The sequence below is a fragment of the Azospirillum brasilense genome, assembly GCF_008365405.1.
Taxonomy (GTDB): Bacteria; Pseudomonadota; Alphaproteobacteria; order Azospirillales; family Azospirillaceae; genus Azospirillum; species Azospirillum brasilense_D.
On record NZ_QOKV01000006.1, the window covers coordinates 130546 to 151499 of the forward strand.

General features: G+C 68.1%; 22 protein-coding genes. 10 read left to right on the forward strand and 12 right to left on the reverse strand.

Going from position 1 to position 20954, the window contains the following annotated elements; translation table 11 throughout:
* Positions 1-74 precede the first annotated feature (74 nt).
* The 6 genes from DS837_RS12260 to mazG all read left to right on the forward strand — a co-directional run bounded on the left by DS837_RS12260 (position 75) and on the right by mazG (position 3675).
* Positions 75-359, forward strand: coding sequence for a hypothetical protein (locus DS837_RS12260; RefSeq protein WP_035675976.1), 285 nt, complete (start codon positions 75-77; stop codon positions 357-359).
* Between the two features lie 100 nt (positions 360-459).
* A complete protein-coding gene (locus tag DS837_RS12265) occupies positions 460-990 on the forward strand; it encodes a hypothetical protein (protein ID WP_247889894.1) in 531 nt (176 codons plus the stop codon).
* Positions 987-1799: an inositol monophosphatase family protein gene (locus DS837_RS12270; protein ID WP_149165011.1), complete on the forward strand. Its 813-nt coding sequence runs from the start codon at positions 987-989 to the stop codon at positions 1797-1799. The genes DS837_RS12265 and DS837_RS12270 overlap by 4 nt, the downstream gene beginning before the upstream one ends.
* A 133-nt stretch (positions 1800-1932) precedes the next feature.
* The gene (locus DS837_RS12275; RefSeq protein ID WP_247889895.1) at positions 1933-2199 is read left to right on the forward strand and encodes a hypothetical protein; all 267 of its coding nucleotides are present in this window, start codon (positions 1933-1935) and stop codon (positions 2197-2199) included.
* Between the two features lie 72 nt (positions 2200-2271).
* Positions 2272-2691 (forward strand): hypothetical protein, encoded by a 420-nt coding sequence (locus tag DS837_RS12280; RefSeq protein ID WP_149165013.1) that lies wholly within the window; start codon positions 2272-2274, stop codon positions 2689-2691.
* A 174-nt stretch (positions 2692-2865) separates the two neighbouring features.
* On the forward strand, positions 2866-3675 hold the full coding sequence (gene mazG / locus DS837_RS12285) for a nucleoside triphosphate pyrophosphohydrolase (protein WP_149165014.1): 810 nt from the start codon (positions 2866-2868) through the stop codon (positions 3673-3675).
* A gap of 7 nt (positions 3676-3682) precedes the next feature.
* Here the strand turns inward: mazG and DS837_RS12290 are convergent, their stop codons facing one another.
* Genes DS837_RS12290 through hyfB form a run of 6 tightly spaced genes read right to left on the reverse strand, consistent with a single transcriptional unit; the run spans position 3683 to position 10867 of the window.
* Positions 3683-4204, reverse strand: a complete 522-nt coding sequence (locus tag DS837_RS12290) for an NADH-quinone oxidoreductase subunit B family protein (RefSeq protein ID WP_035676043.1) — start codon at positions 4202-4204, stop codon at positions 3683-3685.
* Positions 4205-4215: 11 nt separating this feature from the next.
* Positions 4216-5754 carry a hydrogenase large subunit gene (locus tag DS837_RS12295; protein ID WP_149165015.1) on the reverse strand — a complete coding sequence of 513 codons (1539 nt, stop codon included), beginning with the start codon at positions 5752-5754 and terminating at the stop codon, positions 4216-4218.
* An 8-nt stretch (positions 5755-5762) separates the two neighbouring features.
* Positions 5763-7220 (reverse strand): hydrogenase 4 subunit F, encoded by a 1458-nt coding sequence (locus tag DS837_RS12300; RefSeq protein ID WP_149165016.1) that lies wholly within the window; start codon positions 7218-7220, stop codon positions 5763-5765.
* Positions 7217-7879, reverse strand: coding sequence for a hydrogenase-4 component E (locus DS837_RS12305; protein WP_149165017.1), 663 nt, complete (start codon positions 7877-7879; stop codon positions 7217-7219). The genes DS837_RS12300 and DS837_RS12305 overlap by 4 nt, the downstream gene beginning before the upstream one ends.
* 1 nt (position 7880) lies before the next feature.
* A complete protein-coding gene (locus DS837_RS12310) occupies positions 7881-8837 on the reverse strand; it encodes a respiratory chain complex I subunit 1 family protein (protein ID WP_211102198.1) in 957 nt (318 codons plus the stop codon).
* Positions 8834-10867: a hydrogenase 4 subunit B gene (gene hyfB, locus DS837_RS12315; RefSeq protein WP_149165018.1), complete on the reverse strand. Its 2034-nt coding sequence runs from the start codon at positions 10865-10867 to the stop codon at positions 8834-8836. The genes DS837_RS12310 and hyfB overlap by 4 nt, the downstream gene beginning before the upstream one ends.
* A gap of 396 nt (positions 10868-11263) precedes the next feature.
* Here hyfB and DS837_RS12325 point away from each other — a divergent pair, with 396 nt between their 5' ends.
* Together DS837_RS12325 and DS837_RS12330 are read left to right on the forward strand one after the other, a co-directional pair.
* A complete protein-coding gene (locus DS837_RS12325; protein WP_149165020.1) occupies positions 11264-13648 on the forward strand; it encodes a Tex family protein in 2385 nt (794 codons plus the stop codon).
* Positions 13649-13752: 104 nt separating this feature from the next.
* Positions 13753-14862: a diguanylate cyclase domain-containing protein gene (locus tag DS837_RS12330; RefSeq protein ID WP_149165021.1), complete on the forward strand. Its 1110-nt coding sequence runs from the start codon at positions 13753-13755 to the stop codon at positions 14860-14862.
* Between the two features lie 15 nt (positions 14863-14877).
* Here the strand turns inward: DS837_RS12330 and DS837_RS12335 are convergent, their stop codons facing one another.
* From DS837_RS12335 to DS837_RS12360, 6 genes are all read right to left on the reverse strand, one after another.
* Positions 14878-15513, reverse strand: a complete 636-nt coding sequence (locus DS837_RS12335; protein ID WP_149165022.1) for a LysE family translocator — start codon at positions 15511-15513, stop codon at positions 14878-14880.
* An 89-nt stretch (positions 15514-15602) separates the two neighbouring features.
* Positions 15603-15923 carry a hypothetical protein gene (locus DS837_RS12340; protein WP_149165023.1) on the reverse strand — a complete coding sequence of 107 codons (321 nt, stop codon included), beginning with the start codon at positions 15921-15923 and terminating at the stop codon, positions 15603-15605.
* Between the two features lie 38 nt (positions 15924-15961).
* Positions 15962-16276, reverse strand: coding sequence for a hypothetical protein (locus DS837_RS12345; protein ID WP_247889896.1), 315 nt, complete (start codon positions 16274-16276; stop codon positions 15962-15964).
* 38 nt (positions 16277-16314) lie between these two features.
* Entirely contained in the window at positions 16315-17112 is a 798-nt protein-coding gene (locus DS837_RS12350) for a hypothetical protein (protein ID WP_247889897.1), read from the reverse strand.
* Positions 17113-17155: 43 nt separating this feature from the next.
* On the reverse strand, positions 17156-18097 hold the full coding sequence (locus tag DS837_RS12355) for a YqaJ viral recombinase family protein (RefSeq protein ID WP_149165025.1): 942 nt from the start codon (positions 18095-18097) through the stop codon (positions 17156-17158).
* Between the two features lie 340 nt (positions 18098-18437).
* Positions 18438-19073 carry an XRE family transcriptional regulator gene (locus DS837_RS12360; protein ID WP_149165026.1) on the reverse strand — a complete coding sequence of 212 codons (636 nt, stop codon included), beginning with the start codon at positions 19071-19073 and terminating at the stop codon, positions 18438-18440.
* Between the two features lie 219 nt (positions 19074-19292).
* Here DS837_RS12360 and DS837_RS12365 point away from each other — a divergent pair, with 219 nt between their 5' ends.
* Positions 19293-19613, forward strand: a complete 321-nt coding sequence (locus DS837_RS12365) for a heavy metal-binding domain-containing protein (protein WP_149165027.1) — start codon at positions 19293-19295, stop codon at positions 19611-19613.
* 103 nt (positions 19614-19716) lie between these two features.
* Entirely contained in the window at positions 19717-20913 is a 1197-nt protein-coding gene (locus DS837_RS12370; RefSeq protein ID WP_149165028.1) for an E22 family MetX-like putative esterase, read from the forward strand.
* Positions 20914-20954: the final 41 nt, after the last annotated feature.

The following is a 20954-nucleotide window of genomic DNA, read 5'->3' on the forward strand; positions in this document are numbered from 1 at the left end:
GTAGCCTTTTCCCAACGCGCCCCCGATATTTGAGCCGGGGAGCCGATGGGTTATCCCCGGGAGGAGGCCCGCCTATGCGTTTGCAGACCGATCCAACACACTTTTCGATCACCGCCTTCCTGGCCGATCAGGTGACCCTGGTCGCCCGGCAGGAGCAGTTGTCGCCCGGTGCCGCGGTGCTGCGCATCCAGGAACTGTCGCGCGACAACGCCGGTCGCGCCCGTCTTCTGGAAATCATCAGTGACGCCTGGCGCAAGGAAACCAACCCGACGGAAAGCAGCAAGATTGCCGCCCTGCGGTCCGAACTGGCCGCCTGGGCGCTGCACGCCACCCCGAGCGACAGCCTGCCGCGCTCCTGACGGAGGCGAGGGTGCCGGGACAAGGATTTGTCCGTGGCTATGCAGCGGGCAGGGCGCCATAATGGGTGCTCGGCCCGCTTCTTTTCTTTTTCGGATTCCCTTGCGCGTCCCGATCGCTCTCCTGTCCCTGGCGTTTCTGGCCTTCGCGGGCACCGCCGCCGCCGCCGAGCGGGTGTTGCCACCGGGATTCGTGGAGGAGCCGCCGGTCGCGCCGGAAGATCCCCTGCCGCCTGAGCCCGCGGAGTTTCCTCCCGCCCCGTTCAGCCCGCTGGTCGTGGCGCCGGACCCGAAGGAACTTCTGAAAGCCTGCAAGGAAGCCACCTTCACCGACTGTTTCCGCCTGTGGCGTCCGCCCCCGCCGCCGCCCAAGGAGGAGACGCGGGAAGCGCGCGACGTGCCGCAGCCTCCGCCCGATCCGAACGCGCCGCGCAAGCCGCCGGAACCCGGCCCGCTGACCGGCACGCCGCCGGCCCCGAATCCGACTGCCGATCAGGCCACCTATGATGCGCTGGTCAAAGCGTTGAAAGACAGTGGTTTGGACGGCAAAGTCATGCTGCCGGAACCGCCGAAGGATGGCGGAACGGTTCTGAGACTCGACCCCCGATCCAACAAAGCGGCACCGAAACCGTGACGAATTTTCCGATTCCTGACGTCGACCGCGTCTCCGCGATCATCCGCGAGGTCGCGGAGAGCGAGATTCTTCCCTATTTCCGCGATCTGGCGAACGCCGGCATCCGCGAGAAGACCGGGCCGGCTGATCTGGTGACCCTGGCCGACGAGGCGGGCGAACGCGCCCTGACGCCGCGCCTGCTGGACCTGCTTCCCGGCAGCACCGTGGTTGGGGAAGAGGCCGTTTCCGAGGACAAGTCGCTGCTCGACCGCATCCATGGCGACGCGCCGGTCTGGATCATCGACCCGATCGACGGCACCCTGAACTTTGCGAACGGGCGCCCGCTCTTTGCCGTGATCATTGCCTTGGCCTGCCGCGGCGAGACGGTGGCTGGCTGGATCTACGACCCGTGCGACGGGCGCATCGCCACGGCGGTGAAAGGGCAGGGCGCTTATCTGAACGGCAAGCGCGTCACGGTCGCCCCGGCGGTCCCCTTGGCCGAGATGACCGGAGCCCTGTCGACGCGCTTCTGCGCGGAGGATCTGGGACGCCAACTCGACGAGCGCGGACGCTCCCTCGGCCCTCGCGTCTGCCTGTCCAGCGCCGCGCAGGAGTATCTGCGCCTGCTCGACGGCCGGGCGCATTTCTCGATGTACCACCGTCTGATGCCCTGGGATCACGCGGCGGGCGTCCTGCTCCACGCGGAGGCCGGCGGCTACAGCGCGCTGTTCGACGGCTCGCCCTATCGTCCGACCGCACTCGACGGTGGGGTGATGCTGACCCCCGACCGCGCGAGTTGGGAGGCAATGCACCGGCATCTGTTCGGCTAAGGCGAGGGCGCACCGGACTACCGCACACGTCCTCCGGCGGGGACCGGATTCGGCGGGAACTCCGCGAGCACGGCGGCCTTATAGTGCCAGGATGCCGGAAACGGCCGCCGTGAGGCTTGCGGAGCGCCCGAACATGAAGGCCATTGCCCTGAAGCGCGTGCTGTTGGTGGCGTCTTTGCTGGCGCCCACGGCCTGCGCGGAGCGGATCGCCGATTGTCAGCCCGCAGGCGGGACGGCTTTGGCCGCCGGTTCGGCGCTATGCTCCACAGACGCCGATACCGCGGATGTTGCTTTGGAGCATGAGGAGGTTCGCGCAATCGACGCCGAGCCGGTGCTCAGCGTGGCGCCGCCGCAGCGCCGGAAGGCGCGGCCCGCAACGCACGCGCATTCCATAGAGTGAAATGGCCCGCGGTCCTTCGGAACCTGCAATCGCCAATGTGTGTTGGACCAACGCAACAACGGCGGGTGATCCATGCAGACGGCCAATATCCATGATCCCTTGAGCATCGAGAGCGTCTATCCACGAAGCGCCTTCGACAACGATGCGCGGCAGAACGCGCGGGACAAGGAGGCAGTGGAGCATGGCGTGATGATCCTGTCGATGCCGGACGCCGACGGGAATTTCTCGCTGAAGCCTTCCCAACGTCATGTCGGCGAGCCGGACACGACGACCCATTCGATTTTTCTGTCGCCGACGCTGGAAAGCTCGGAGTATGGAGCGCTCATTCCGAGCGACACCGGCTATGACGGGCCGATCGAACCGGCGGAGGCTCCCAAGACCTCCGGCGATCCTTACCGGTCCTTCGTGGAATCGCTGATCCAGGCCGCCCGTGACGCGGATTTTCCACCACAGCCGCCCGCAGAAAGCCTGAAGGGGTTTCGCGGCGGCTGAGGCAGCGAGGAACGGAGGGTGACCAGCCGCCTCTCCTTACTCCTCCGAGTATGTTTTCCATAATCTCACTTATATGATTTCTGCCGACGGGCGAGGTCTGTCTTCTTTTCTCACTGCCATGGGTCGGCTAAGGTCGCCTTCCCGTCCCATCCCGCTGCCGAAGAAGACTCTCCCATGGCCCGCAACATCGACCGCTTGATCGACGTCATGGCCCGCCTGCGCGACCCCAACGGCGGATGCCCGTGGGATCTGGAGCAGACCTACGCCACCATCGCGCCGCACACGATCGAGGAAGCCTACGAGGTGGCCGACGCCATCGAGAAAGGCGACATGCCGGCGTTGCGCGAGGAGTTGGGCGACCTGCTCTTCCAGGTGGTCTACTACAGCCAGATGGCCCGCGAGGAGAATCGGTTCGATTTCGACGAGGTCGCCGGCGTCATCGCCGACAAGATGATCCGCCGCCACCCCCACGTCTTCGGCGCCGAGGAGGTCAAGGGCGCCGACATGCAGACCTCGCGCTGGGAGGACCACAAGGCCGCCGAGCGCGCCGCCAAGGCCGCCGATGAGGGCCGCGCCCCGTCCGCCCTGGAAGGCGTGATCGCCGGCCTCCCTGCCCTCACCCGGGCCCTCAAGCTGCAGAACCGCGCCGCCCGTGTCGGCTTCGACTGGACCGACGCGCGGGACATCCTCGACAAGATCGAGGAGGAGGTTCGCGAGTTGCGGCATGAGATGGACAGCGGCTCGGCCCCGGACCGGGTGGCCGACGAGCTGGGCGATCTTCTCTTCGCTCTGGTCAACCTTGCCCGCCGCCTGAAGGTCGAGCCGGAATCGGCGCTGCGCGGCACCAACGCCAAGTTCGAACGGCGCTTCCACCGCATCGAGGCGCTGCTGTCCGAACAAGGCCGCACGCCCAAGGATGCGACCCTGGACGAGATGGAAGCCTTCTGGCAGCAGGCCAAGCGCGAAGAACGCGGGGAAGCCTGACCCGTCTTCAGCGCGCCGCGCTGGTCTCCAGCAAGGCCAGCAGGCCGGCCAGCAGATCGGTCGGCCGCGGCGGGCAGCCGGGAATGCGCAGGTCCACCGGAAGCACCTCCTCCACCGGACCGACGCAGGCGTAGCCGCCGGCGAACAGCCCGCCGCTGACGGCGCAGTCGCCGCAGGCCACCAGCCATTTCGGGCCGGGGGTGGCGTCCCAGGTGCGGACCAGCGCCTCGCGCATGTTGCGGGCGACCGGGCCGGTGACCAGCAGGACGTCGGCGTGGCGCGGCGAGGCGACGAAGCGGATGCCGAAGCGCTCCAGATCGTAGATCGGGTTGTTCAGCGCGTGGATTTCCAGCTCGCAGCCATTGCAGGACCCCGCGTCGACCTCGCGGATCGACAGGCTGCGGCCCAGCCGGGCCTTGGCGGCCTTGTCCAGTTTCCCGGCCAGTTCCGCCAAAGCCGGATCGGCGGGGGCCGGGGCGGCTTCGGTGACCGGGCCGCCGGTCAGGGAGGTCAGGATGTGCTTCAGCATCGGCAGCCTCCTTACAGGTCGTGTCCGGCGTAGGAACAGTTGAACGACTTGTTGCACAGCGGGAAGTCGGCGACGATGTTGCCGCCGATGGCCGCCTCCAGCAACGGCCACTGGAACCAGGACGGGTCGCGCGGGTGGCATCGGGTGACGACGCCCTCCCCGTCCAGCCGCACCCAGGTCAGAATCTCGCCACGGAAGGATTCGACCAGGGCCATGCCCTCCCCGCCCCGGCCGGCCAGCGGGACCGACGGATGGTCGAGGCCGCGCGAGATCGCCGGCAGGCGGGCTACGATCTGCTCGATCAGGGACAGGGACTGCTCCACCTCGCGGATGCGGACCCAGACGCGGGCGTTCACGTCGCCCTCGGTCAGCACCGGCACCTCGAAACTCAACTCGTCATAGGGCGCATAGCCGGGGCTGCGGCGGGCGTCCTGGTCGCGGCCTGAGGCCCGCCCGACATGGCCGCCGGCACCGAAGCGTGTGACCAGTTCCGCAGGCACGATCCCCGTCGTGACCGTGCGGTCCTGCAAGGACGCTTTACCGTCATAGATGGCGACCAGCGGCGGGAAGCGTTTGCGCAGCTCCGCCACCAGCTCCTGCAGCAGGCCCGCGCCGCGCTCCGGCAAATCGGTGGCGACGCCGCCGGGGATCACCCGGTCCATCATCAGCCGGTGCCCGAAGCAGGCGTCCGCGGTGCGCAGCACGCGCTCCCGCAACTGGCTGGTCTGGGCCAGCATGAAGGCGAAGGCGGCGTCGTTGCAGATGGCCCCGATGTCGCCCAGATGGTTGGCGATCCGCTCCAGCTCCGCCATCAGGGCGCGAAGCCACACCGCCCGCGCCGGCACCTCGACGCCGAGCGCCGCCTCCACCGCGCGGGCGAAGGCGAGGCTGTGCGCCACCGTCGCGTCGCCGGAGATGCGGGCGGCCAGTTTCGCCGCCTCCGCCACCGGCCTGCCCTGCATCAGCCCCTCCACCCCGCGGTGGACGTAGCCGAGCCGCTCCTCCAGCCGAACGACGGTCTCACCATTGGCGGTGAAGCGGAAATGGCCGGGCTCGATGATGCCGGCATGGACGGGGCCGACCGGAATCTGGTGCAACCCCTCGCCCTCCACCGGCAGGAAGGTGTAGGGGCCGGGGTTGGGCGCCGCTGCCGCCGGCTGTTCGGACAGGGGACGGCGCACGCCCCAGGCGTCGTGGTCCAGCCAGGGGCGCGGATCGGTCGTGCGCTCCGCCGTCAGGCCATAGAGGTCGTGGGCGGCGCGCTCCAGCCGGTTGGCGGCGGGACGCACGGCGCTCAGGCTCGGGAAACGGCCTTGCGGGCAGTCGAGGCTGACCACCGCGACGTCGCCGGAGAAATCCTCGCGGAAGGCGGCGTGGACCGCCCTCGGCTCCCCCCACAGGCCGAGCAGGCTCCAGGCGTTGCCCGCCAGTTCCTCGATCAGGCGCAGCCAGCCGTCGCGACCCAGCCGGTAGCGCGGCCAGGGCCGGTGGCCCTCGACCGGCGTGCCGATGCGGTTCAACAGGCCGAACAGCGGTTCTTCCCCGTACATGCAGCCCCCTACCCCAGCAACGCCGCGACGGTCTGGAACCACGCGACCAGCGGTCCCGGCAGCCAGACCCCCGCCACCAGAACCAGCGCCAGATGCGCGTAGAGCGGAACCAGCGTTCCCTCCAGCGGCACCGTCGCCACTGGAACGTCGCTGCCGTCCACGGTGCCGGGCGCGCCGAAGCACAATTGCTGGACCCGCAGCACCAGCGCCCCGAAGGCGACCAAGATGCCGAGCACCAGCGGCAGGGCCAGCAGCGGCTCCCGCGCGAAGGTGCTGGTGACCAGCAGGAATTCGCTCATGAAGACGCCGAAGGGCGGCAGACCGGCGATGGCCACGACCCCGGCCAGCAGGCCCCAGCCGAGCGCCGGATGGCTGACCGTCAGGCCGGAAATCCGCTCGATCCGCTGCGTGCCCGTCACCTGCACCGCGTGGCCGACCGCGTAGAAGATGGCCGACTTGGTGAGGCTGTGCATCGCCATGTGCAGCAGCCCGGCGAAGTTGGCGAGCGGCCCGCCCATGCCGAAGGCGAATGTGATGATGCCCATATGCTCGATGGAGCTGTAGGCGAAGAAACGCTTCACGTCGCGCCGCCGGTAGAGCATCAGCCCGGCCAGCAGCAGCGAGGCCAGCCCCATGGCGATCATCAGCGGCCCCGGCGCGATGGCCTGCCCGTTCGCCGCCAGCAGCATCTTGAAGCGCAGCACGGCGTAGAGCGCCACGTTCAGCAGCAGCCCCGACAGCACCGCGGAGATCGGCGTCGGCCCCTCCGCGTGGGCGTCCGGAAGCCAGGCGTGCAGCGGCGCCAGCCCGACCTTGGTGCCGTAGCCGATCAGCAGGAAGACGAAGGCGAGATTGAGGATCGCCGGGCTGATCTTGGCGACGTGGCCCATCAGCTCCGTCCAGGTCATCGCCGCCATGCCCGGCCCCATCACCGGCTGGGCGGCCATGTACATCAGGATGGTGCCGAACAGGGCGAGCGCGATGCCGACGCCGCACAGGATGAAGTACTTCCACGCCGCCTCGATGCTGGCCGCGGTGCGGTACAGGCTGACCATCAGGACGGTGGTCAGCGTCGCTCCCTCCACCGCCACCCACATGACGCCCAGGTTGTTGGCCGACAGGGCCAGCAGCATGGTGAACATGAAGGCCTGGTACATGGCGTGGTAGAAGCGCAGCTTGCGCTCGTCCAGCTTCCCCACCGCGATCTCGTGCGCGATGTAGCCGGCGGAAAAGACACTGGTGGTCAGTCCGACGAAGGCGGTGAGCGCGATCAGGTAGATGTTGAAGGCGTCCACCACGAACAGCGCGCCGCTCGACGGCTCCAGCCCGAACAGGACCAGGGACACCAGCAGCGTGACGGCGGAGAACCCGATGTTCAGCCGCGCCCCCAGCCGGTGGCCGGGAACCAGGGCAAGGACGGCGGCGCCGATCAGCGGGGTGGCGACGATGACGGCGACGGCGCTCAATCGCTTTCCCCCCGGAAGCTCTCGATCTTCTGCATGTCGAGCGTGTCGAACCGCTCGCGGATGTGGAACAGGAAGATCCCGAAGATGATGAAGGCGACCATGACGGAGAAGGCCACCGACATCTCGACCACCAGAGGCATGCCGGCCACACCGACCGCCGCCAGGATCAGCCCGTTCTCGATCGACATGAAGCCGACCACCTGGCTGACCGCGTTGCGCCGGGAGATCATCATCAGCAGGCCGAGCAGGACGACCGACAGCGACAGCGCCAGATTCTCGCGGGTCAGGGCGGTGGCGTCGGCGGTCACCGGCAGAACCAGCAGGATCGACAGGGTGACCAGCGACACGCCCGCCACCATGGTCAGCCCGATGCCCAGCGCCGGCTCGATGCTGCGGTGGATCTTCATCTTCACGATGATGCGGTGCAGCGCCACCGGGATCAGAATGGCCTTGAGGACCAGCGTCAGCAGGGCGGTGATGTAGAGGTGCGGCTCCCCGTGGGAATAGGCCTGCCACGCTGCCGTCGCGGTCAGGGCGAGCGCCTGCATGGTGAAGACGTTGAGCAGGGAGAACAGTCGCCGCTGATAGAGCAGAGCGAAGCTCATCAGCAGGACGACCGCCCCCAGCATGTGCGCGGCGTCATAAGCCAGGTCGCTCATCTCACACCCCCCGCGACACGTAGAGGAAGATAGCGCCGAGCAGGCTCAGCAGCAGGGCGCCGCCGAGGAACTCGCCGACCCGGAAGACGCGCATCTTGGCGATGGAGGTCTCGAACAGCGCCAGCAGAACCCCGCCGAAGGCGAGCTTCGTCACGAAGATCAACACGCCCCCCAACGCCGCCATGACGCCTGATCCGGCGGTCGCCATGCCCCAGGGCGCGAAGACGCAGGCGATCAGCGCCATGTAGAGCAGCAGCTTGAGCATGCTCGCCGCTTCGACCAGAGCGAGGTGACGTCCGGAATATTCCAGCACCATGGCTTCGTGCACCATGGTCAACTCCAGGTGCGTGGCCGGATTATCGATGGGAATGCGCGCGTTCTCGGCAATCGCCACCATGACCAGCGCGATCAGCGCGAGCGCCAGGGAGATGCGCAGCCCGACCGCGCCGGACATCATGAAATCAGCGATCTCGGCGAGCGAGGTGCTGCGGACCAGGATCGCCACCGAGAAGACGATCATCAGCATCGCCGGCTCCGCAAGCGCCGCAATCATCATCTCGCGCGACGAGCCGATGCCGCCGAAACTCGTCCCCGTGTCCATTCCGGCGAGCGCCAGGAAGAATCGCGCGGAGCCGAGCAGAGCGATCAGCGCGATCAGGTCCGCTGTCGGGGCGAGCGCCAGTTGCGTGGTGAAGACCGGAACCAGCCCGGCGGCCAGCCAGATCGCCGTGAACATCATGTAGGGCACGGAGCGGAACAGCCAGGAGGCGTTGCGGGCCAGCACCACCTCCTTGCGCAGCAGCCGCAGCAGGTCGCGGTAGGGCTGGAGCACGGACGGCCCCCGCCGCCCGACCAGCCGCGCCTTCACCAGCCGCACCCAGCCGGTCAGCAGCGGCGCCAGGGCCAGCACCAGCAGCATCTGCAGGATCTGATAGAGGGTGGCAAGCAGCAGCGTCATCGTTGCGTCACCGCCACCATCACCAGCAGCACGACCAGCGCCAGGAACATCAGGGTCAGGTAGCGGCGAATGGTCATGAACTGCAACCGGTTGGCCCGGTCGGCCAACCAAGTCACCGCGCGGGACAGCGGCTCCACCACCACGAGCCAGGCCGGGTCGGTCCAGGTCACCGACAGGCGGGCGGGGCGCGTGTCGCCCGGTGCCGGCATGTCCACATGGTCGCGGGCGCGGAACACCGTGCTGCCGAAGGCGCGGCGGATCGGTTGCCCGAAGCTGGAGGCCGTGTATTGGGTGACCGCCGCCGGGTCCGGCCCGTCGAAGCCGCAGCCCCAGGGGATCGACCAACGCACCCGGTCGCTCGCTTTGCGGTGAATGCCCAGCACCAGCACGACCGACAGCAGCGCGATCACCACCAGCATGATCAGGCCGTTGTAGGAGTTGCCGATGGCCGAGGTCGGGGCCAGCCAGAACCAGGGCTGGTAGGCGCGGCCATCGAACGGCCCGGCCTCGACCAGCAGGCGCAGCGCCGGCTCGAACAGGCGGATCAGCGGAGTCGGCAGGACGCCGAGAACGACGCAGAGCACCGCCGGAACCGCCATGCCCAGCCGCATCGCCCGCCCGACCTCCACCGCTTCCGCGGCGGCGCGCGACCGCGGGCGGCCCAAGAAGGCGATGCCGTAGAGCCTCACGAAGCAGGCGCCGGCGAGCGCGGTGGCGAGGGCCAGAGCGGCACCGACCACGGCGATCTCGATCTTCAGCGACCATTCCGACAGGGCCGGGGCGTTCAGGATGGCCTGGAACAGCAGCCATTCCCCGACGAAGCCGTTCAGCGGCGGCAGGGCCGAGATCGCCGCGGCGCCGATCAGAGCGAGGACCGCGGTGGTCGGCATCCGGTGGATCAGCCCGCCCAGCCGGTTCAGGTCGCGCGATCCCGTGGCGGTCAGCATGGCGCCCGCCGCGAAGAACAGCAGGCTCTTGAACAGGGAATGGTTGACCACATGCAGCAGCGCCGCCGCCAGGGCGAGCGCCGCGATCACCGGCGTGTGGGCGGCCTTGAAGACCAGCGCCAGCCCCAGCGCGATGACGATGGCCCCGATGTTCTCCACCGTCGAATAGGCGAGCAGCCGCTTCACGTCGTCCTGCATCAGCGCGTAGAGCACGCCCATCACGGCGGTCAGCGCGCCGAATCCCATGGTCACGCCGCCCCACCACCACTCCGGCTCGCCCAGCAGGTCGAACAGCACGCGGATCATCGCGTAGACGGCGACCTTGGTCATCACGCCGGACATCAGGGCCGACACGTGGCTGGGTGCGGCCGGATGGGCCAGCGGCAGCCAGACATGCAGCGGCACCAGCCCGGCCTTCGACCCGGCCCCCAGCAGGATCAGCACCACGACCAGCGCCGCGGCTCCCGCCTCCGGCGCGTGGGCGCGGATGGCGGCGAAGCTGTAGTCGCCGTGCGCCGTCGCCAGCACCCCGAAGGCCAGCAGCAGGCAGGCCGTGCCGAAGCTCGCCATGAGGAGGTAGAGGCGCGCGGCCTTGGGCGTGTCCGGCTCCCGGTGGGTGGACAGAACCAGCAGCCAAGAGGCCAGCGACATGAACTCCCAGGACAGCAGGAAGGTGAAGGCGTCGGCGGCGATCAGCACCATGTTCATGCCCGCCAGGAACAGCGGGTAGAGCGGCAGGACCGGGCCATCCTGCGATCCGGCATGGCTGTCGTGATGCGCCCGTTCGTACCCCCAGCCGAACAGGCTGGCGGTGATGCCGCCCAGATTGACGACGATCAGGAAAACGGCGGACAGCGCGTCGGTGCGCAGATGGGCCTGAATCCAGGGCAGCCCGATCGGCAAAATCATCGTTGCATCCGGCCCGCCTCCGGCCAGCCCGACCGCCGCCCACAGCGCGATCAGCGCGCAGGCCCCCGCCGTTCCGCCATAGACGACCGTGGGCGCTTGCGGCAGCCGCTTCGCCGCGGCCCCGGCGACGGCCACAGCGAACAGCAAGGCGATTGCCGAAACGACCAGTCCCAAGGTTGCGAATCCACTTGGATTAGACCCACAATCAGTAAGGATGTTTCTCCCGACGAACGCAAGGGGAAAAACTCTGTCGTGTTCATCTCGCGGATGCGCGTGCTTTGGGCGCCACGCGCACAGAAAAAAGGCGGCTCACCAAATGGGGAGCCGCCGAAGTCTGTTCGGGAGGAAACGCAACCAAGTTGCAGGGGAAGATATGCGTCCGTTAAGGTTAACGGCGCGTAAAGGGCGCTGGGTTTTTCTTTGACTATACTTTTTCGCAAGGGCCGGGCTGCGAATTCGCGCGTCCACTCCGGACCGGTCTCCCTGCCCTCTCCCAGATCGGCACTGGCCGGGCAGGCCCGCTTCGCGCTATAGGAGGCCCCCTTCCCTTTCACCAGTCACCGGTCCTCCATGCCGTCCACGTCCATCAGCCAACGCATCGCCGACGAGCTTTCGGTCCGCGAATCCCAGGTCGCCTCGGCCGTCAAGCTGCTCGACGAGGGATCGACCGTTCCCTTCATCGCCCGTTACCGCAAGGAGGCCACGGGCGGGCTCGACGACACGCAGCTGCGTACGCTGGAGGAACGGCTGTCCTACCTGCGCGAGCTTGAGGACCGGCGCGAGGCGATCCTGTCCTCCGTCCGCGAGCAGGACAAGCTGACGCCGGAGCTGGAGCTGCAGATCCGTCAGGCCGACACCAAGACGCGCCTGGAAGACCTCTACCTGCCTTACAAGCCGAAGCGCCGCACCAAGGCGCAGATCGCCCGCGAGGCCGGGCTGGAGCCGCTGGCCGACCGGCTGCTCGCCGACCCGTCCCGCCAGCCGGACGCCGAGGCCGCCGGCTTCGTCAGCGCCGACAAGGGGGTGGCCGATGTCAAGGCGGCGCTGGACGGCGCCCGACACATCCTGGTGGAGCGCTTTGGCGAGGACGCCGAACTGGTCGGCAAGCTGCGCGCGTCGATGGCCGACAAGGGCGTGGTGACCTCCAAGGTGATCGAGGAGAAGCGGGCGGAGGGCGCCAAATTCTCCGACTATTTCGAATTCGACGAACCCTGGGCGAAGGTGCCCTCGCACCGCGCGCTGGCGCTGTTCCGCGGCCGGACGCAGGGCGTGTTGGACATCCGGCTTGACCTGCCGGTCGAGGAGGGCCAACCCCACCCGGCGGAGCGCACCATCGCCGTCCACACCGGCATCCGCGACCAGGGCCGCCCGGCCGACAAGTGGCTGTCCGACGTGGTGCGCTGGACCTGGAAGCTGAAGATCGGCCCGCACGTCGAGACCGACCTGATGGGCGACCTGCGCGAGCGCGCGGAGGACGAGGCCATCCGCGTCTTCGCCCGCAACCTGCACGACCTGCTGCTGGCCGCCCCGGCCGGCCCGCGCACCACCATCGGCCTCGACCCCGGCATCCGCACCGGCGTGAAGGTCGCCGTGGTCGACGCCACGGGCAAGCTGGTCGACACCGCCACCGTCTATCCGCACCAGCCGAGGAACGATTGGGACGGCTCGATCGCCGCCATCGCCGCCCTGGCGGTGCGCCACAAGGCGGAGCTGATTTCGATCGGCAACGGCACGGCGAGCCGCGAGACGGACAAGCTGGTCGCCGACCTGTTTAAGCGCCATCCGGAGCTGAAGCTCACCAAGCTGGTGGTCAGCGAGGCCGGCGCGTCGGTCTATTCGGCCTCCGAGACCGCGGCGGCGGAGTTCCCGAAGCTGGACGTCAGCCTGCGCGGCGCCGTCTCCATCGCCCGCCGCCTTCAGGATCCGCTGGCCGAGCTGGTGAAGATCGAGCCGAAGTCCATCGGCGTCGGCCAGTACCAGCACGACGTGTCCGGCGGCAAACTCGCCCGCTCGCTGGACGCGGTGGTTGAGGATTGCGTGAACGCGGTCGGCGTGGACCTGAACATGGCGTCCGTCCCCCTGCTCACCCGCGTGTCCGGCCTGAACGAGACGATCGCCCGCAACATCGTGGAGCACCGCGACCGCAACGGCGCTTTCCGCTCGCGCAAGCAGCTGCTCGACGTGGCGCGCCTCGGCCCGAAGACGTTCGAGCAGGCCGCCGGCTTCCTGCGCATCCGCGAGGGCGACAACCCGCTGGATACCTCCGCCGTCCACCCCGAAGCCTACCCGTTGGTCGAGCGCATCCTGAAGAAGACCGGCAAGGATCTCGGCAGCGTCATCGGCGACGCCCGATTCCTGCGCGGGCTGAACGCCGAGGATTTCACCGACGAGCGGTTCGGCGTGCCGACCGTCGAGGACATCCTTAAGGAACTTGAGAAGCCGGGCCGCGACCCCCGCCCCGAATTCAAGACCGCCACCTTCCAGGAGGGGGTCGAGGAGTTGAAGGACCTCCAGCCCGGCATGGTTCTGGAAGGGGTGGTGACCAACGTCACCGCCTTCGGCGCCTTCGTGGACATCGGCGTGCACCAGGACGGTCTGGTCCACATCTCGCAGCTGTCCACCAGCTTCGTCAAGGACCCGCACACCGTCGTGAAGGCCGGTGACATCGTGAAGGTCAAGGTGATGGAGGTGGACATCCCGCGCAAGCGCATCGGCCTGACCATGCGCCTGACCGACGCCGCCCCGCGCCCGGAGAAGGGGCAAGGCCGGGGAGAGGGGCAGCGGGGAGAGGGGCAGCGTGGCGATGACAAGCGACGGGACGACCGCCGCGGCCCGCCGCCCGGCAAGAGCGGCTCGGCTCCGAAGCCGGCCCCCAAACCGGTGAAGGCCCCCGAGCCCATCAACAACGCTTTCGCCGAAGCCTTCGCACGGGCGCAGGCCGGCAAGAAGCGGTAGGCTCCTCACACATGGGGAGCGTCCCGCCACACGCCGGCACTCTCCCCATGGACGGTTCGCGCGCCAAAGGCTAGTGTGCACCGACGCCAACCGCATAGGCGCCCATGCTCTCTTCGGCAACCCGAATCGTCGGCCTGTACACGGGCCTCGCCACCGCCTGGGTGGTGGGGTCCGACCGCTTTTTGGACGCCGCCGGTCTGGGCGAGGTGGTGCTGATCCAGAACGTCAAGGGCACCGCCTTCGTCCTGTTCACTGCGCTGGTCTTGTGGGGCTTCCTGCGCCAGGAGTTCCAGCGCCGAACCCGCTCGGAGGACGCCTTGCGTTCCACGCTGGACCGGCTGGCGCAGTCGGAGGCCGATCTCCGCTCGGTCATCGAGAAGTTGCCGGATGCCTTTTTCCGCACGGATCTCGATGGGCGGATCAGCATGGCCTCCCCGCAGTTCGCGCGGGAATTCGGGCTGACACCCGAGGCGGTGATCGGCACCCGCATCGCCGACCATTACGTGGAGGAGGACGGGCGCGCCAAGTTCCTTGCGGCGCTGGAGGAATCGGACGGCGAAGTCCGCGACCACCGCATGCCGATGCGGCGACAGGACGGCACCACCTTCTGGATTTCCGCCAACGCCTACATTCGCCGCGACCCCGCCGGGCGTCGCATCGGCATCGAGGGAATCGCCCGCAACACCACCGCACAGCACCATCTGGAGGAACGGCTGCGCTACCTCGCCGGGCATGACGCGCTGACCGGGCTGTGCAATCGCATCCGCTTCGAAGACCGGCTGGAACACGCCATCACCCGCGCCAAGCGGGAGGACAAGAGCTTCGCCCTGCTTTTCCTCGACCTCGACGGCTTCAAGGAGGTCAACGACACCCACGGGCACCACAAGGGCGACGAGGTGCTGGTGACCACCGCCCAACGCCTGTCCGGCGCGCTGCGCAACAGCGACACCACCGCCCGCATCGGCGGCGACGAATTCGCCGTCCTTCTGGAGGGGGACATCTCCGTCGAGGACGCCCGGGCCGTGGCGGAAAAAGTCATCGACTCCATCGACCGGCCCCTGCCCGGCCTTGACCTGTCGGTGTCGGCCAGCGTGGGCATGGCCTTCTTTCCATCGGACGGCGCCGATGCCGGTGTTCTGCTGCGCTGTGCCGATCAGGCCATGTACCGCGCCAAGCGTCTGGGCAAGAATCGGCTGGAACTGGGCACCGCCTGAGCGGGACTGCGGACGTCAAGACGGCTTGGCCGCGTCCATCACCAACCGAATGCCCAGCGCACCGATGACCGAGGCCGCCAGCCGGTCGATCCACGCCTTGGACCGCAGATAGGCGGCGCGGGGGCGGCCGGCGGAGAAAGCCACGGCGACGATGGCGTACCAGCCCGTCTCGACCAGGAACACGGCGGGCGGCAGGGCCAGCAGAATCCAGGCCGGCGGGGATACCGGCAGAAGGGCGGCGAAGATGCTGGCGTAGACGACGGCGGTCTTCGGGTTGCTGATCTGCGTCGCCAAACCGATCCCGAAGGAGCGCAAGGTGCCGTGGGAATTGGCGGGCCCATCCGGAACGCGTATCGGCTCCGCCGCCCCCCGCCAGATTCGCACCGCCAGATGAACGAGATAAAGGCCGCCAGCGACCTTCAGAATCAGATAGAGCCACCCGACCTGGATCAGCAGGGCGTTCAGACCGAGGAGGGCCAAGGTGGCAAAGGCGACGCCGCCCAAGCCCATGCCGAGGGCGGAGGCGAGCCCGGCACGGCGCGACACGGCGATGGAGGTGCGCGCCACCAGGACGAAGCTGGGACCGGGACTGATGGCGCCGATGGCCAAGGCGCCGAGGATGCTCAAAAGGGCAAGAACGGACCCATCCATGGCTGCGGCTCCGCTGTTCGGGGAAACCGCAGTTTATGAGTGGTGAACGGGATCGTCAGCCGACAAAATGGTCGCGGCGCCCCGCCCGCTCACTCCGCGGCCATCAGAAAGCTCGCGCCGTGGTGGGTGCGCGGGGGCATGTCAGGGAGACCGATCGTCCGCCCGACCTCTTCGGTCGTCGGCTGACGCCGGTAGGTCTCCACATAGCGGTCGAGGGCGGCGAGGCACTCGGCGATCGAACCGGAACCGACGGCCCGGCAGTCCTCGAAGGCATGCGGGTCGGGGCGGAACCAGTGGGTGATGTAGCCGTCCTCGGTCCCGTTCAGGGTGAGTGTCAGGGCAAAGCGTCCCTCATGCCCGATCCGGGCGTGGGCCGCGCGCAGCCGGGACTGGACCTCTTCGATGGTCATGGCGCGTGCTTCCTTCTAAACATCAGGCGGCCTTTCGATCACGCGGCGTGGCGGAGCAGCCGGTCTTCCAGGCTGCGCGCCCATTCGGCGTCGTGGGCCAGCGATTCCACCAGCAGGCGGGCCGGGCCGGCCGCGTCCGCCGGGGTATCGGGGCGGAGCAGCCCGGCCAGCCGCATGGCCAGCGATTCCGCCTCCGCCTCGACCCAGCGGGCATAGTGCTTGCGGCGTTCCGCCTCGTTCCAATACCAGCGCGGAAGCTGGGGGTGGCTGCGCTCCATCTCGCCTTCCCAGGCGCTCATGCGGAACAGACCGCTGGGGGAGCGTTCGGTGGTAGTGCTTGTTGCGGGTGTCATTCAGGGCTTCTCCCTTCCACGCCGCAGAGTAGCGTGGCTCAGGCGGCCTCCAGATCGCCGCCCTCGTCGTCGTCTTGCTCGAGGATTTCCGCCTTCTTCTGGGCGAACAGGCTGGTGATGCGGTGCTGGGCCGTGCGGTCCACCGTGCCGATCTCACGCAGGCGGGTGCCGGCGCCGGTGCGCCACAGCTCCTCCAGGTCGTCCAGGTCCAGGCAGGCGCCGAGCCGCTTGCGGATCTCCTCCTCGAAGGCGGCGATGGCGGTCGGCTGAAGGTCCGGGTTGGACTTGGCGGCATAGAAGGCCTCGGCCTCCTCCCGGTACTTGCTGTCGTCGAACTGGCCCATATGCACGTCGGCGGCGAGACCGAGTTGGACGAGGCATTTGCCCACCGCGTCGGTCATCGACATTTTGAAGCACTCGTCATCGGGCGCCTCGATGCCGTTGCGGCGGCGGACCATCTCCGTGCCGCCCCACTGCGGGCCGGTCCAGCATTTCTCGCCCGTTTCCGGGTCGAGGTACCAGACGCGAGCGCAGATGAAGATCATGCGTTCGGCGATGGTCCAATCCATCTGCTCATAGCCCCAACCCTTGCCGACCGGACCGAACACCTCGGTCATCATCATCAGCCGCCAGGTCGGGTCGATCTGCGTGCCGCGGAAGCCGCCGGAGCGGGTGAAGGGCTTGGTCGCCTTCGGGTCCGTCCGCTTCAGCCGGTTCCACAAATGCATGGGGTCCGGGGCGGCGGGGCCCACGGTGGCGGTCTGGGAACCCGCGATCTTCGGAGCGGCCGTGCTGACGGTCTTCTCGGTTTCGGCAACGGTGTCGGTCTTGCTCATGCGTCCCATGGTCGTCGGGTTCCCCTTTTGGCAAGCATTTTGGTCAGTAGCGTTCGTCTCTCCCCTCACCCCAGCCGCCGCTGAGCACAGCGTCCAGGGTCGGGTCAGGGGACGGATCAGCCGTGGCGGGCTGCCACGGTTCGGCGGTGTCGAGCGCCCGCCGTGGCGGCGCGCCGTAGCGCAGCGACAGGCGTCCCTCGCGGTCACGGGCGAGGTAAAGGCCGCGGCCCGGCTCCTCCCCGGCCACAAAGGCGATGCGCGCGTCGGCGGGCATCAGCGCCTTCAGGGCGGTCTCCGCCTCGCGGACGACGAGGGCGGCGGCGCGGCGGTCCACCAGCTCCGCGGCCAGGGCGGCGAAGCGGTTGTGCCGGGCCATGTCGACCACCCGTCGGGTCTCGTAGGATGGCGCGTCCGCAGGCAACGGATCGCCGGGCTCAACATCGTTGGCGACGTGCCACCAGAAGGCGTCCAGCGTCGCCATCAGCCGCCCGCAATCCGCTTCCCGACGCGGAACGCGGACAAGCGCGTGGCCGGTGGGGCGCAGGATGGACAGCATCGCCCGATCCAGCCCGGTGACCACCAGTTGGTGCTGGACCTGCCAGTGGTAGCGTTGGGCCAGCTCCGCATCCGTTTGGAAGCCGCCGGTGAATTTCGCCTCCACCAGCGTGTCCGGCGCGCCGCTGTCCGTGTCGCCCTCCCAGGTCAGGAAATCCGGGTGAGCAACCATCCAGTCATGCTCCGGATGGACCCAGGTCCGTTCCGCCGGCACGCAGCGAAGGCCGGTGACCTTCTCCACGAAGCGCGGGTGAAGATGCTCGGTCGCGATGCCGATCTGCACCGCGGCGACGAGGCCCAGATCGGCGGGAGCCGACCGTCCCGTCTTCTCGCGCCACAGGTTCAGCCAGTCGCCCGCCATGATGCGGGTGGCGTCGGAAGACCCGATCCGCCCTGCCCGCGCGGCGCGCTGCGCGTCCGTAATCGCCATTCCCCTGCCGGCCCCCAGCCGTTTCTCTGCGTCTCTGGCTTCGAGTCGATGCGTCTTCGCAGCGCCATCGCCGTTAACCATAAACCGTATCGTGAATATGGGCTGCGAACACGCAGGATTCAAGAACAAAAAGAGAACCTGCGGCTTGGCCGTAGGATCGAATCTTCGAACCTTTTCAAAAAACTAAGTAGAATGCAGCGCGGCCGCGGTCTCGCTGTGACCGAATCGGGCGACTCGGCACAAATGGTTATGGATTCGTGGCGTCAAAGGGGGTTGTAAAAAAGAATTTCACCGCCGGGATTGGCGGCTTTTCTTCCAGATTCCCGCCAAATACACGCGATCAGGCGCGCAGGCAGCGCGTGATGTGAACCGCGACCCCCGCGACGTTGGCGCGCTCGATGGGCGTCGGGCGGCAGCCGGGGTCGGTGCTGACCGGCAGCAGATGGGGCGGGAAGAAGCGGTAGCCGCACACCGTTCCGTCGCCCACCGTAACCACCACGTCGCCGGCTTGCGGGGCCAGCACGTCCAACGGTTCCAGCACCACGCAGTCGTCCGGCAGGACTCCGGCGGCGTTGAGGCTCGAGGAGGCGATGGTCAGCGCGAAGGCGCGGCGCGACGCCGGACGGTCCACGGCAATGCCTCGCGCCCCGCCCGTCAGGGCTGCGGCGATGAAGGCTTCCCCGGCCCTTCGCCCCAACTCCAGAAAGTCATGCACCTGTTCGACGGACAGCAGAGGCACCCGTGCCACGGCGGGATAGGCGGCCTCATCGAGAAAGCGCGGCTCGGAACCGGCGACGCGGGCCAAGCGGCCCAGGGTTTCCGCGCTGGGAACGCTGCCCCGCGCCGGGTCGCGCAGGAAGCGCGTGATGTTGGTCGGCGTGACCTCGGCCAGCCGCGCCCAGGCCCCGGCGCTCCAGCCCTGGGCCTCCATCACGCCGGTCATCCAGCGCAGGATCGCCCGCCGCGTGTCGTCCATACTGCCGTCCTCCCGCCGAAAGAGCGCCCTTATAAGAGAGAACGTTGAAGGAACGCGCAAGGTTTCTTCGCTTATGTCGCAATTTCGCCGAGGATGCGCTGCGATTTCGCAGTATCGCGTCCGACTCCCCTCATCTCCCGCTGCGCCCTTTCCCCACCCATTGCGACACGCCGTGCGCGCCGCCATCTGGAAGGCGCGAAACCACATCCGGAGGAACCGATGATCGTCACCAGCACCGACACCGTCGAAGGCCGTCGCATCACCCAGTATCTCGGCATGGTCGCGGGCGAAGCGATTCTGGGCGTGAACATGTTCCGCGACCTGTTTTCCGGCATCCGCGACATCGTCGGCGGTCGGGCCGGCGGTTACCAGAACGCGCTTCGCGACGCCCGCGAAGCCGCTTTCGCCGATCTTCAGGAATCGGCGCGGGCGCTCGGAGCGGACGCGATCGTCGGCGTGGACATCGATTACGAGGTGTTGGGCAAGGAGAACGGCATGCTGATGGTTTCCATCAATGGAACCGCCGTCCGGCTGGGCTGAGTTCCCCCAACCGTTTAGGCCGATTGCCCGCCTGGACGGACGGTCGCACCCCCTTACACTCCCTCCCCGCATCGATAGGGACCTGAGAAACGGGAGGGACGACATGCGTTCTCTGGCGAAACGGCTCGGCGGCCTGGCCCTGGCTGCCGGGCTCTTCTGTGCGGCGCCAGGCCTGGCCTTCGAGGGCCTCGTGGAGAAGAAGGTGTTCGAGATGCCGTCCTACACCACGGTGGGCGGCGGCACGATCAAGAACGTCCGCATCGGCTGGGAAAGCTACGGCAAGCTGAACGACGCCAGGGACAACGTCATCCTCGTCACCCATTTCTTCAGCGGCAACAGCCACGCCGCCGGCAAGTACAAGATGGAGGACCCGGCCCCCGGCTATTGGGATTCCATCATCGGGCCGGGCAAGCCGCTGGACACCGACAAGTTCTTCATCATCAGTTCCGACACGCTGGTGAACCTGTCGCCGAAGGACCCGACCGTCGTCACCACCGGCCCGGCCAGCGTCAATCCCGACACCGGCAAGCCCTACGGCATGAGCTTCCCGGTCGTCACCATCCGCGATTTCATCAATGTTCAGAAGGCATTGCTGGACAGTCTTAATGTAAAGTCACTGCACGCGGTGATGGGCGGGTCCATGGGATCGCTCCAGGCGCTGGAATGGGGGGCTTCCCATCCGGAGCTGGTCAAACGCGTGGTCGCGGTGATCGGCGGGGCCGAGGCCGACCCCTTCCTGATCGGCTGGCTGAACCTGTGGGCGGCCCCCATCCGCGTCGATCCGAACTGGCAGGGCGGCGATTACTACGGCAAGGCGGAGCCCAAGGCCGGGCTGACCGAGGCGTTGAAGCTGGTGACCCTGCACGCCCGCCACTGGAAATGGGCGGACGCCACCTTCGGCCGCGGCTGGGCGGAGGAAGGCAAGGACCCCGCTGCCAGCATGAACAACCAATACGCCATCGAAGCGTGGCTGGACAAGGCGGCGGCGGCCCGCGCCGCGGTCAGCGACGCCAACCACTTCCTGTATCTGGTGAAGGCCAACCAGACCTTCCTGGTGGGCGGCGGCGGGGCTCTGGACGAAGGGTTGGCGAAGATCAAGGCGCCGGTGCTGCTGATCCCCTCCGCCGACGACCTCGTCTTCCCGCCGGAGCGCGCCATGCATCCGCTGAAGGAGCGGCTGGAGAAGCAGGGCGTCGCGGTCACCTACACCGACGCGATCACCACCAGCCTCGGCCATCTCGACGGCATTGCCAACATCGCCAAGGCCGGCGACACGATAGCGTCCTTCATGGCACAGTAAAGAAACCTGCCGCCCCGCCCGGCACGGACCGTCAGGCGGGG

Bases quoted from the DNA above. Each gene is read 5' to 3' on its own strand.
- DS837_RS12260 (WP_035675976.1), top strand. From the start codon at position 75: ATGCGTTTGCAGACCGATCCAACACACTTTTCGATCACCGCCTTCCTG.
- DS837_RS12275 (WP_247889895.1), top strand. From the start codon at position 1,933: ATGAAGGCCATTGCCCTGAAGCGCGTGCTGTTGGTGGCGTCTTTGCTG.
- DS837_RS12280 (WP_149165013.1), top strand. From the start codon at position 2,272: ATGCAGACGGCCAATATCCATGATCCCTTGAGCATCGAGAGCGTCTAT.
- mazG (WP_149165014.1), top strand. From the start codon at position 2,866: ATGGCCCGCAACATCGACCGCTTGATCGACGTCATGGCCCGCCTGCGC.
- DS837_RS12290 (WP_035676043.1), bottom strand. From the start codon at position 4,204: ATGCTGAAGCACATCCTGACCTCCCTGACCGGCGGCCCGGTCACCGAA.
- DS837_RS12295 (WP_149165015.1), bottom strand. From the start codon at position 5,754: ATGTACGGGGAAGAACCGCTGTTCGGCCTGTTGAACCGCATCGGCACG.
- DS837_RS12305 (WP_149165017.1), bottom strand. From the start codon at position 7,879: ATGAGCGACCTGGCTTATGACGCCGCGCACATGCTGGGGGCGGTCGTC.
- DS837_RS12310 (WP_211102198.1), bottom strand. From the start codon at position 8,837: ATGACGCTGCTGCTTGCCACCCTCTATCAGATCCTGCAGATGCTGCTG.
- DS837_RS12325 (WP_149165020.1), top strand. From the start codon at position 11,264: ATGCCGTCCACGTCCATCAGCCAACGCATCGCCGACGAGCTTTCGGTC.
- DS837_RS12330 (WP_149165021.1), top strand. From the start codon at position 13,753: ATGCTCTCTTCGGCAACCCGAATCGTCGGCCTGTACACGGGCCTCGCC.
- DS837_RS12335 (WP_149165022.1), bottom strand. From the start codon at position 15,513: ATGGATGGGTCCGTTCTTGCCCTTTTGAGCATCCTCGGCGCCTTGGCC.
- DS837_RS12340 (WP_149165023.1), bottom strand. From the start codon at position 15,923: ATGACCATCGAAGAGGTCCAGTCCCGGCTGCGCGCGGCCCACGCCCGG.
- DS837_RS12345 (WP_247889896.1), bottom strand. From the start codon at position 16,276: ATGACACCCGCAACAAGCACTACCACCGAACGCTCCCCCAGCGGTCTG.
- DS837_RS12350 (WP_247889897.1), bottom strand. From the start codon at position 17,112: ATGAGCAAGACCGACACCGTTGCCGAAACCGAGAAGACCGTCAGCACG.
- DS837_RS12355 (WP_149165025.1), bottom strand. From the start codon at position 18,097: ATGGCGATTACGGACGCGCAGCGCGCCGCGCGGGCAGGGCGGATCGGG.
- DS837_RS12360 (WP_149165026.1), bottom strand. From the start codon at position 19,073: ATGGACGACACGCGGCGGGCGATCCTGCGCTGGATGACCGGCGTGATG.
- DS837_RS12365 (WP_149165027.1), top strand. From the start codon at position 19,293: ATGATCGTCACCAGCACCGACACCGTCGAAGGCCGTCGCATCACCCAG.
- DS837_RS12370 (WP_149165028.1), top strand. From the start codon at position 19,717: ATGCGTTCTCTGGCGAAACGGCTCGGCGGCCTGGCCCTGGCTGCCGGG.